The organism is Leptothrix toolikensis (SeqCode), from assembly GCF_057922285.1.
Window position 1 is genome coordinate 21,000 of record NZ_JBYSVC010000024.1, and the last position, 10,651, is coordinate 31,650.

Annotated in this window: 9 protein-coding genes; 4 read left to right on the forward strand and 5 right to left on the reverse strand. The window is 61.8% G+C overall.

All coding sequences use genetic code 11. From position 1 onward, the window contains the following. Positions 1-10 precede the first annotated feature (10 nt). Positions 11-646, forward strand: coding sequence for a cyclase family protein (locus tag AC3VI7_RS05645; protein WP_489668792.1), 636 nt, complete (start codon positions 11-13; stop codon positions 644-646). A 62-nt stretch (positions 647-708) separates the two neighbouring features. Next, entirely contained in the window at positions 709-1,422 is a 714-nt protein-coding gene (locus AC3VI7_RS05650) for a PIN domain-containing protein (RefSeq protein ID WP_489668793.1), read from the forward strand. Between the two features lie 21 nt (positions 1,423-1,443). Here the strand turns inward: AC3VI7_RS05650 and urtE are convergent, their stop codons facing one another. Genes urtE through urtA form a run of 5 tightly spaced genes read right to left on the reverse strand, consistent with a single transcriptional unit; the run spans position 1,444 to position 6,982 of the window. Beyond that, positions 1,444-2,148 (reverse strand): urea ABC transporter ATP-binding subunit UrtE, encoded by a 705-nt coding sequence (urtE, locus tag AC3VI7_RS05655; RefSeq protein WP_489668794.1) that lies wholly within the window; start codon positions 2,146-2,148, stop codon positions 1,444-1,446. 37 nt (positions 2,149-2,185) lie between these two features. Further along, positions 2,186-2,989: an urea ABC transporter ATP-binding protein UrtD gene (urtD, locus tag AC3VI7_RS05660; RefSeq protein WP_489668795.1), complete on the reverse strand. Its 804-nt coding sequence runs from the start codon at positions 2,987-2,989 to the stop codon at positions 2,186-2,188. Next, positions 2,986-4,068 carry an urea ABC transporter permease subunit UrtC gene (urtC, locus tag AC3VI7_RS05665; RefSeq protein WP_489668796.1) on the reverse strand — a complete coding sequence of 361 codons (1,083 nt, stop codon included), beginning with the start codon at positions 4,066-4,068 and terminating at the stop codon, positions 2,986-2,988. The genes urtD and urtC overlap by 4 nt, the downstream gene beginning before the upstream one ends. 8 nt (positions 4,069-4,076) lie before the next feature. Further along, the gene (urtB, locus tag AC3VI7_RS05670) at positions 4,077-5,681 is read right to left on the reverse strand and encodes an urea ABC transporter permease subunit UrtB (RefSeq protein ID WP_489668797.1); all 1,605 of its coding nucleotides are present in this window, start codon (positions 5,679-5,681) and stop codon (positions 4,077-4,079) included. Between the two features lie 11 nt (positions 5,682-5,692). Beyond that, a complete protein-coding gene (gene urtA, locus AC3VI7_RS05675) occupies positions 5,693-6,982 on the reverse strand; it encodes an urea ABC transporter substrate-binding protein (RefSeq protein WP_489668798.1) in 1,290 nt (429 codons plus the stop codon). Between the two features lie 251 nt (positions 6,983-7,233). Here urtA and prfB point away from each other — a divergent pair. Further along, positions 7,234-8,338 (forward strand): peptide chain release factor 2 gene (gene prfB, locus AC3VI7_RS05680; RefSeq protein WP_489668799.1). Its coding sequence is split into 2 segments (ribosomal slippage): positions 7,234-7,314 and positions 7,316-8,338, totalling 1,104 coding nucleotides; the frame shifts between segments, so codons are not numbered across the junction. Between the two features lie 53 nt (positions 8,339-8,391). Beyond that, a partial coding sequence (gene pepN, locus AC3VI7_RS05685) for an aminopeptidase N (protein ID WP_489671419.1) occupies positions 8,392-10,651 on the forward strand: 2,260 nt, incomplete at its 3' end.

Genomic DNA, 10,651 nt, shown 5'->3' on the forward strand with positions numbered 1-10,651 from the left:
CAGCCCGCCCGTGCATGCGGGCACGCCGGTCTACCCCGGCGATGCGCCCTATACCCAGCGCTGGACCAGCACCTTCGGCCCCGACAGCCCCGTGCAGGTCAGCGCCCTGGGCTTCAGCGCCCACCTCGGCGCGCATGCCGACGCCCCCTTGCACTGGGACCCGCAGGGCGCAGCCATCGGTGCGCTGGCGCTCGAACGCTTCATCGGCCCCTGCCTGCTGCTCACCACCACGCGCCCACCGGGCAGCTTGTTGGTTTGGGAGGATCTGGTGGGGTTGGTGGATTTGGCCGAGTTGGCCGATACGCCCCTGCCCGAACGCATCTTGATCCGCACCTGGGATCCTCATGCCCACGACGCACCGCCCGAAGACACGTGGCGCACCCCGTGGAGCGCCCTGACCCCCGAACTGCTCGATGCCTTGGCCGCGCGCGGCGTGCGCCTGATCGGCATCGACACCCCCAGCATCGACCCCGCCGACAGCCTCGCCCTGCCCGCCCACCAAGCCGCCCGCCGCCACGGCTTGGTCGTGCTCGAAAACCTCCTCCTCAGCACCCCACCCCCTGGACCCTACGAACTCATCGCCCTGCCCCTACGCTTGACCACGGCTGAGGCCAGCCCGGTGAGGGCGGTGTTGCGGCCTGCATGAAATTCGGGGGGATTCACTCAAAATAGAGGCATCAACAACACCTGAAGCAGGGAGCGCCTCAGATGAACACCCCCGAAAGCCCTGAAATCTTGCTGATTGACTTGGAAAACTGCCCAAGTCAGGTCAACGGCTTGCTGGATCAGTTGGACCGTTACGCCAGCGTGGTGATTTGCTACGCCCAGAGTGGTGCCAAGGTACCGCTGGACTGGCTGCCGGCGCTGAGCCAAGCGTTGCAAAACCAAAAGTTGCGCATCATTCACATGCACCGCTTGGGCAAGAACGCCGCTGATTTCGGCATCAGTTTCTTCGCGGGCATGCTGATGCAGCAAATGCCGGCCGAGGCTCAGTTCAGCATCGTTTCCAACGATACCGATCTGGATCATGTGGTCCATCTGCTCCAAGACCAAGGCCGCCAAGCACAACGCATCGGTAGTCCCACCAAGCTCAGCGCAGCCCCCACCACCACCCTCACCGAACCGCCCACCGTCAGCGCCGTGGAGCCAGGCACCTTGGCAACAACAACATCTACCACCGCCGCAGCCATCAAAAGCACGCCAACCTTGGGCTCGTTCTGCGCTCGCCTGATCGCGCACCCCAACACCCGGCCCGGCAAACCGGAGACGTTGCGCAACGCCCTGCGCACGCACGCTCAGCAGTCCGAATCATTGGCTGGGCATATGTTTCAAGAACTGCAACGCGAAGGTGCTATTCGGGTCGAAGGCACCAAGCTGAGCTATGTGGATCGCCAATTAGCCGCATTGGCATTATTGAATTGAGCATCCGGGTTGTCGCCTCCCTCAAATCGCCATCATCGCCCGCACGCCGTCGGCGGCCATGGTGGGGCCACGGCCTTGGGCGATGATTTCGCCGCGTTCCATGACCAGGTATTGGTCGGCGAGTTCGGCGGCGAAGTCGTAGAACTGCTCGACCAGCACGATGGCCATGCGCTGGCCGTTCAGGCCTTCGTCGGCCAGACGGCGAATGACGCGGCCGATGTCTTTAATGATGCTGGGCTGGATGCCTTCGGTGGGCTCGTCGAGCAACAGCAGTTGGGGGCCGGGAGCCAAGGCGCGGGCGATGGCCAGTTGTTGCTGCTGGCCACCGGACAAGTCACCGCCCCGGCGGTGCAACATCGTCTTGAGGACCGGAAAGAGCTCGAAGAGTTCGGGCGGAATGACGCTGCTGGCAGGACGGGAGGCTAAACCCATGCGCAGGTTTTCTTCGACGCTCAGGCGACCAAAAATCTCGCGGCCCTGCGGCACATAGCCCATGCCCCGGCGCACCCGCTCAAAAGGGGCTTGATGGCTGATGTCAAGACCGCCCAGCGTGACCGAGCCCGAGCGGATCGGCACCACGCCCATCAAGCTTTTGAGCAACGTGGTCTTGCCCACGCCGTTGCGCCCGAGGATCACCGTGACCTCGCCGGGTTGCGCCACAAAGTTCAGCCCGCGCAGGATGTGCGAGCCGCCGTAATACTGATGAAGACCGGCCACGTTGAGCATCTTGCTTCTCCCTCTTGCTTGTCTCTTGCTTGTCTTTTTATCGGCCGAGATAAACCTCAACCACCTTCTCATTGGCCTGCACATCCGCCAGCAGCCCTTCGGCCAGCACCCGGCCTTCGTGCAGCACGGTGACGGTCTTGTGGCCTTGGGTGAGCTGATCGACAAAGCTCATGTCGTGCTCGACCACCACCAAGGAGTGCTTGCCTTCTAGGCTTAAAAACAGCTCGGCGGTGCGTTCGGTTTCCTCATCGGTCATGCCCGCCACCGGCTCGTCGAGCAGCAAAAGCTTGGGCTCTTGCATCAAAAGCATGCCAATCTCCAGCCACTGCTTTTGGCCGTGACTGAGCAAGCCAGCGGTGCGCTGCCACGCGTCTTTCAAGTGGATCAGCGTCAAGGTGGCTTCGATGCGGTCGCGTTGCTCGCCGCTCAAGCGGTGAAACAAACTGGCCCACACGCTGCGGTCGGTCTTGAGGGCGAGCTCCAAGTTATCGAACACGCTCAGCTCTTCAAAGACCGTGGGTTTTTGGAACTTGCGCCCAATGCCGATGTGGGCGATCTCGTGTTCGCGCAGGCGCAGCAAGTCGATGGTCGAGCCAAAAGAAGCGGTGCCAGCATCCGGCCGGGTCTTGCCGGTGATGACATCCATCATCGTGGTCTTGCCCGCACCGTTGGGGCCGATGATGCAGCGCAGCTCACCCACGTTGATCGACAAACTCAGCGCGTTCAAGGCCCGAAAGCCGTCGAAGCTCACGGTGATGTCGTCGAGATAAAGCGCCACACCGTGGGTGAAATCGGGCTCGCCGATCTTGGCCAAACGCCCGCCATACAGGTCCATGCTCATGACTTGGCTTCCTTTTTGTGGCGAAACAGGCGCAACAGGCCGACGATGCCCTGCGGCAAAAACAGCGTCACCGCGATGAACAATCCGCCCAAAAAGTAGAGCCAAAACTCGGGAAAAACCTGCGTGAACCAGCTCTTGGCCCCGTTGACGAAGAAGGCCCCGATGATCGGCCCGATGAGCGTGGCGCGCCCGCCCACCGCTGTCCAGATGGCGATCTCGATCGACGCGGCCGCACTCATTTCACCCGGGTTGATGATGCCGACCTGCGGCACATAGAGCGCGCCGGCCACGCTGCACATCACCGCCGAGAGCGTCCAGATGCTCAGCTTGTAGTGCAGCGGGTTGTAGCCGGTGAACATCACGCGGCTTTCAGCGTCGCGCAGGGCTTGCAGCACCCGACCGTACTTGCTGGCGACGATCCAGCGCGCCAGCCAGAAAAAACCGATCAAGCTCAAACCCGTGATCACAAACAGCACCATGCGTGTCGAGGGTTGCGCCAAGGGCACGCCCAAGATGCGTTTGAAGTCGGTGAAGCCGTTGTTGCCGCCAAAGCCGGTCTCGTTGCGAAAGAACAGCAGCATCGCGGCGAACGTCATGGCCTGCGTGATGATCGAGAAGTACACGCCCTTGATGCGTGAGCGAAAGGCGAAGAAACCAAACACCCACGCCAGCAAGCCCGGCACCAAGAGCACCAAGAGCATTTGCAGCACAAAGCTGTCGCTCCACGACCAAGCCCAAGGCAGCGACTTCCAGTCAAGAAAGACCATGAAATCGGGCAGATCGCTCTTGTAGTTGCCGTCATGGCCGATCTGGCGCATCAGGTACATGCCCATGCCGTAGCCGCCCAAGGCGAAGAACAGCCCATGCCCCAAGCTCAGGATGCCGGTGTAGCCCCAGATCAAGTCCATGGCCAGCGCACAGATGGCCAAACACATGATCTTGGCCGTCAACTGCACGGCGTAGTCGCCCAAGTGCAGCGGGCTCGATGCAGGCACGACCAAGTGAAGCAGCGGCACCACCCCCCCCGCCAGCACGACCAGCACGACCGTGAGCACGCCCACCCCGCTCAAAGACTTCATGTTCAGGCTCATGCGTCAGCACTCCGGCCCTTGAGGGCAAACAGACCTTGGGGACGCTTTTGGATGAACACCACGATGCACGCCAGCACCATGATCTTGGCCAGCACCGCGCCGGCCACGCCCTCCAGCAGCTTGTTGAGCACACCCAAACCCAGTGCGGCGTAGACCGTGCCAGCCAACTGCCCCACGCCGCCCGTGACCACCACCATGAAGGCATCAACGATGTAGCTCTGGCCCAAGTCCGGCCCGACGTTGCCGATCTGACTCAGCGCGCAGCCTGCCAAGCCCGCGATCCCGGCCCCTAAGCTGAAGGCATAGGTGTCGATGCGGGCGGTGGGGATGCCCACACAAGCGGCCATGCGGCGGTTTTGAGTCACGCCGCGCACAAAAAGGCCCAAGCGGGTCTTGGCGATCATCAGCGCCACGCCGCCCAGCACCAAGAAAGCAAAGACGATGATGGCCAAGCGGTTGTAGGGCAGCGTCAGATTGCTCAACACCTGCACGCCGCCCGAGAGCCAGCTCGGGTTCTCGACCGCCACGTTTTGCGCACCAAACAAACTGCGCACGCCTTGCATCAGCATCAAACTGATGCCCCAAGTGGCCAGCAACGTTTCCAGCGGACGCCCGTACAGCCAGCGGATCACACTGCGCTCCAAGGCCGCACCGACCAGCGCCGCCACCAAAAATGAGGCCGGAATCGCCACCACGATGTAGGCGTCAAAGTAGCCCGGCAGGTGTTGGCGAAACAGGTTTTGCACCATGTAGGTGGCGTAGGCCCCGATCATCATCAGCTCGCCGTGCGCCATGTTGATCACGCCCATCAGGCCGTAGGTGATCGCCAGCCCGAGCGCCACCAGCAGCAGGATTGAGCCCAAGCTCAAGCCCGTAAAGAGCACCCCGAGCCGCTCGCCCCAAGCCAAGCGGTTCTCGACCGCTGCCAGCGACATCATCAAGGCGCTGCGAATTTCCAGATCGGTTTCGCCCGCCGGCCCCAAGCGATCTTGCAGCAAGCTTTTGGCTTGACTTTGAGCGCTTTGCCCGAGCAAATGCGCGGCTTGGAGGCGCTGATCACGCTCCTCTGAAGCCAGCCAAAGCGTGGCTCGCATCATCTTGAGTTGCGCTTGCAGACCGAGATCGGTCTCCACCGCCAGCGCCTTGTCGATCAGCGGCAACTGCGCGGGCAGCAACGCTTGTTGACTCAAGGTTTGAATGGCCGCTTGGCGGACCTTGGCCTCGGGCGAGACCAAACGCAGCGCGCCCAGCACCGCTTCAAGGGCTGCACGCATGCGGTTGTTGTTGACCACCTCTTCGGCGTCCAACGGCAAAGGTGCTGGAGCCTCGCTGCCCGCGATCACGGCCCCGACGGCCACGTCGGCCTGCACCACATAAGCCACGCTGCCCGCGACCCTGACTTGATCGTCGAGCAGCGCTTGCACCAAGCGGCCCAAGGCCGGGTCGGCCTCAGCTACCGCCTGATTCAAGGCCGTGATGCGCGCATCCGGCTCACCCGCCGCGATGGCATAGGCCTGTTGGGGGCTGAGGGCGTGGGCACTGCTGCTCAAGGCAAGCAGGCCCGCGCACAGCCATGAGATCCACCGCAAGGGGCGCAACATGGCTTGGGGTCTCACTTCTTCTCAGGCTCGTCTTTTTTGCCCTTGTTTTCCGCGATGTACGGGCTCCAAGGTTGAGCTTTGATCGGGCCCGGCGTTTTCCAGACCACCGAGAACTGGCCATCGGCTTTGACTTCGCCGATGAAGACCGGCTTGTGCAGGTGGTGATTCTTGGCGTCCATGGTGCTGGTGAAACCACCCGGTGCCTTGAAGGTTTGACCGGCCATGGCGGCGATCACCTTGTCGGTGTCGGTGCTCTTGGCCTTGGCCACGGCTTGCGCCCACATGTGAATGCCGATGTAGGTCGCTTCCATCGGGTCGTTGGTCAGCGGCTTGTCCTTGTGGCCCGGCAGGCTCTTGGCCTTGGCGTAGTCGCTCCACTGCTTGATGAAGGCCGCGTTGGCCGGGTTCTTGATCGACATGAAGTAGTTCCACGCCGCCAAGTGACCCACCAGCGGCTTGGCATCGACGCCGCGCAGTTCTTCTTCACCCACCGAGAAAGCCACCACCGGCACGTCGGTCGCCTTCAGGCCTTGGTTGCCCAGTTCTTTGTAGAACGGCACGTTCGAGTCGCCGTTGATGGTTGAAACCACCGCCGTCTTTTTGCCTTCAGCAGCGAACTTCTTGATCTTGGCGATGATGCCTTGGTAGTCGGCGTGCCCGAATGGGGTGTACTCCTCCAAGATGTCCTCATCCTTCACGCCCTTGGATTTCAGGAAGGCGCGCAAGATCTTGTTGGTGGTGCGCGGGTAGACGTAGTCGGTGCCCAAAAGCACAAAGCGCTTGGCACCGCCGCCGTCCTTGCTCATCAGGTATTCGACCGCCGGAATGGCCTGCTGATTGGGCGCTGCGCCGGTATAGAAGACGTTTTTGCTCAGCTCTTCGCCCTCGTACTGCACGGGGTAGAACAGCAGGCCATTGAGTTCTTCATAGACTGGCAGCACCGATTTGCGCGACACCGAGGTCCAGCAGCCGAACGTCACCGCCACTTTGTCTTGCGTCAGCAGTTGCTTGGCTTTTTCAGCAAACAGCGGCCAGTTCGAGGCCGGGTCCACCACCACGGGCTCCAACTTCTTGCCCAACAAACCGCCCTTGGCGTTGATCTCGTCAATCGCCATCAAGGCGACATCCTTCAAGACCGTTTCCGAAATGGCCATGGTGCCCGAGAGCGAATGCAGCACCCCCACCTTGATGGTGTCGGCGGCCTGCGCCCAGAGCGGCAGCCCAACGGCACTCACGCCGATGGCAACAGCGCTGAGATGCTTGGCAAAGGTTTTGGCAAACGTGCGACGGGAAGATTTCATGGCGAGGCACAAGGTTGGTGAAGGAATGAACCCCAGTGTCATCGCCACGCCCGAGCAAGGAAATACGACGGATGGCGTAGCAAGCGGGTGGTGCGCCAACATGGAAGCACGCACTAAAAGCGGGCACCAAGGTGGTCGGGTGAGCTTGTCGAAGCCCAGCCCGTTGGGCATCCGACTCAGTCGCTTGACTTACAAAGTTCAAGCAAGACGGACTGACGTGAGAAAATCGCGGATTCGCAAGGAATCCGCTCATGGACATCGAACGTATCAATGCAATCGGCACGCTGTTGTCCGATTTGCGAGCGCGCACTGACGCGCTCAGGGGGTATCTTTGACTACGAACACAAGTCGAATCGGCTGAGTGAAGTCAACGCCGCGCTGGAAAATCCAGCCGTGTGGAACGATCCCAAACGCGCCCAAGAACTGGGCAAAGAAAAGCGCGCACTCGAAGAAGTGGTCGGCACCATCGACCACCTCACCGGCCAGTTGGCCGACAACATCGAGCTGTACGAGATGACCAAGGCCGAGAGCGATTTTGATTCGCTCGAAGTCATTGAAGGCGAAGCCGCCACGCTGCGGGCGATGATCGAGAAGCTCGAATTTCGCCGCATGTTCTCGAACCCGGCCGATCCGATGAACTGCTTCGTCGATATCCAAGCCGGTGCCGGCGGTACCGAAGCCTGCGACTGGGCCAGCATGCTGTTGCGTCAGTACCTCAAGTACGCCGAACGCAAGGGCTTCACCGCCACGGTCGAAGACCTCACCGACGGTGACACAGCAGGCATCAAGAGCGCCACCATCAAGGTGGAAGGCGACTACGCCTTTGGTCATCTGCGCACCGAAACGGGCGTACACCGCTTGGTGCGCAAGAGCCCGTTTGATTCCTCGGGCGGACGGCACACCTCGTTTGCGTCGCTCTTCGTTTACCCAGAAATCGACGATTCGATCGAGATCGACATCAATCCGTCCGATGTGCGCACCGACACCTTCCGTGCTTCGGGCGCGGGCGGTCAGCACATCAACAAGACCGATTCGGCCGTGCGCTTGACGCACATCCCGACCGGCATCGTCGTGCAGTGTCAAGACGGTCGCAGCCAACACAGCAACCGTGATGTGGCTTGGAAGCGCCTGCGTTCGCGCCTCTATGACTTCGAGATGCGCAAGCGCCAAGAAGAGCAGCAGAAGCTTGAAGACACCAAGACCGATGTCGGCTGGGGCCATCAGATCCGCTCATACGTGCTGGACAACAGCCGCATCAAGGATCTGCGCACCAACGTTGAAATCAGCGCCACGCAAAAAGTGCTGGACGGTGATCTCGACGCTTTCATCGAAGCCAGCCTGAAGCAGGGGCTCTAAGCCGCCTCTGCCCTGCCCCCCCTTATTTCGAGTATTCCGGAGCAAGCTAACCCATGCGTGAAGGCACTGAAACCCTGGTGCGGCGCGAGCTGTACAGCGCCCCTGCTTACTGGATCCGAGCCGTGGATCTGAGTTTTGACCTCGACCCGATCAAGACCTTGGTCATCAGTCGGATGCAGGTCGAACCCAACACTGCGTTCGTCGGCCACCACGAAGCGCTGCGCCTTGACGGCGAAGACATCACCGTCACCCGGGTGCAGGTGAATGGTCAAAGCATCTCGTTCCGGCTTGAGAACGGCCAGCTGGTGCTGGAAAACCTGCCCAGCGAGCCTTTCCAGCTCGAAATTCGCAACACCTGCTCGCCCGAGAAGAACACCCGTCTGAACGGGCTCTACACCTCAGGCGGCGGTTTTTTCACGCAGTGCGAGGCGCAGGGTTTCCGGCGCATCACCTTCTTCCTCGACCGCCCAGACGTGATGGCGACCTTCAAGGTCACCTTGCGCGCCAACAAGCAGAGCTACCCAGTGCTGCTGTCGAACGGCAACAAGGTCGAGTCAGGCGACTTGGACCACGGTCGGCATTACGCCGTCTGGGTCGATCCGCATCCCAAGCCGTGCTACCTCTTTGCCTTGGTGGCCGCCAACTTGGTCTGCCGCGAGCAGCGCGTGGTCTCACGCACGGGCAAGGATCACCTCTTGCAGGTCTACGTGCGCTCGGGCGACTTGGACAAGACCGAGCACGCCATGCAGTCGCTGGTGGCCGCGCTGATCTGGGATGAAGCCCGCTTTGGTTTGAGCCTGGATCTGGAGCGCTTCATGATCGTCGCGGTGAGCGACTTCAACATGGGCGCGATGGAAAACAAGGGCCTGAACATCTTCAACACGAAGTTCGTTCTGGCCAACCCGGCCACCGCCACCGACGTGGACTTTGGCAACGTCGAAGCCGTGGTCGGCCACGAGTATTTCCACAACTGGACCGGCAACCGCGTCACCTGCCGCGACTGGTTCCAGTTGAGCCTGAAAGAAGGCCTGACGGTCTACCGCGACCAAGAGTTCACCCAAGACATGGCTGGCTCACCGTCGGCCCGTGCGGTCAAGCGCATTGAAGACGTGCGCCAGCTGCGCCAGATCCAGTTCGCCGAAGACGCTGGCCCGATGGCGCACCCGGTGCGTCCGGACAGCTACCAAGCGATCGACAACTTCTACACCTCGACCGTCTACGAAAAGGGTGCGGAAGTGGTGCGGATGATGGCCACGCTGGTGGGCCGCGCAGGCTTTGCACGCGGCATGACGCTCTACTTTGAGCGCTTTGACGGCCAAGCCGTGACCTGCGACGACTTTGCCCAAGCCATCAGCGATGCCAACCCCGACAGCGCCTTGGCCCCACGGCTGGAGGCTTTCAAACGCTGGTACGCCCAATCAGGCACGCCGCGTGTGCAAGCCAGCGGTGAGTACGACGCTGACAACCGGCGCTACACCCTGACGCTCAGCCAGAGCTGCCCGGCCACGCCCGGCCAAAGCGAGAAGCAACCCTTCGTCATCCCGGTGGCCTTGGGCTTGCTGGACCGCGAAGGCCGCGCCTTGCCGATGCAGTTCGTCGGTGGCGCAATGCCTGGCCCGACCGAGCGCTTGTTGGTGCTGGAAGAAGCCAGCCAGAGCTTCACCTTCATCAACCTTGACAGCGCGCCGGTGCCTTCGCTGCTGCGCGGCTTCTCGGCCCCGGTGATCTTGCAAGCCCAGGCCAGCCAAGATGATCTGCTGACCTTGTTGCGCCATGACAGCGACGCCTTCAACCGCTGGGAAGCCGGCCAGCAACTCGGGCTCGAACGTCTGCTCGCGGCGGTGCAAGCGGATCAGAACGGCGAACAAAACAGCGAAGAAACCCCGGTGCTGGACGCGGCCTTCATCGACGCCATGCAAGCCTTGCTGCGCGACGAGAGCCTGGATGCGGCCTTCCGTGAACTGCTCCTGACCCTGCCGAGCGAAAGCTATGTGGCTGAGCGTCTGACCGAGCGCGGTGTGGCGGTGGAGCCGCAAACGATCCACCGCGTGCGCGACGCCTTCCGTGCCCAGCTCGCCCAAGCCTTGCACGCCGACTGGGCGGCGGTGTGGGACAAGCACGCCCAAACCGGCGGCTACTCGCCTGACGCCATCGCCAGCGGTCGGCGCGCCTTGGCCAATCTGGCCTTGGCCAACTTGGTGCTCGACGCCGCTCGCAGCGGTGATGCCGTTTGGCCGGGTCGCGCTTATCAGCGCTGCAAGGACGCCACCAACATGACCGACCGCTTGGGGGCTTTGAGCGCTTTGGTGCAGG